Below are 641 nucleotides of genomic sequence, written 5' to 3'. Positions count from 1 at the left end.
GTGGAAATGAGATGGTTCCTGTTTACTATAAGAGTATTCACGGTATCGTCTACGATAATTCAGAACTGAAAAAGTAATGGCTACGCACTATCCCAAAAGGGCGAAGGCGTAGCCGAAGCTTTTTTTAGAAAGAGTTCAAGCCTCACAGGCATGTGAGGGACCTGAGGATCGGTGCTGAACCGGACAACGACCTGGCGATTCGTCTTTATAAATCATTCGGCTTCAGGAAAGAAGGCATGGTGGAAGGCGAAAATGTCTATGTCGGTGAATGGAAAGTTTGAATAGGTAAATAAAGGATGCGTCTTCTTTTGAGACGCATCCTTTTTGGTGTCAAGGAACAAAGCTCTGGCCATAATGACAAGCTTTTGGAAAGTGAAAAGACCCGCCGACTGGCGAGTCTTTAAATCATTAAAGGGCTGGTTCTGCAAAGTGGCGAATGATTCTCTTAGCTGTAGAAAAGCAAAATAATCCAGCCAGTAAATGTCACTTTATTCCGGCAGTTTTTTTTAAGAAAATGGGTCAATTAAGCGACAGAATCTGTTTATTCCAGCACGTTTGTCAGTTTAGACCAGCGGATTGTCTTCTACAATAGTTACTAAAAAAAGTCCGAAGAGCATTGGGAGCGTATGCTCCTTTCTCTT

1 protein-coding gene is annotated in these 641 nt (G+C 42.4%); it reads left to right on the top strand.

Annotation, left to right across the window (positions count from 1 at the left end; translation table 11 throughout):
• Positions 1 to 152 precede the first annotated feature (152 nt).
• Positions 153 to 281, top strand: coding sequence for a hypothetical protein (locus tag ACYQ4S_RS12120; protein ID WP_459771414.1), 129 nt, complete (start codon positions 153 to 155; stop codon positions 279 to 281).
• The last annotated feature ends 360 nt before the right edge of the window (positions 282 to 641 follow it).

It is taken from the genome of Alkalibacterium sp. s-m-28, from assembly GCF_054658175.1.
Note: the sequence above shows the minus strand (reverse complement) of the source record. Positions and strands in the feature narration are given on the sequence as shown.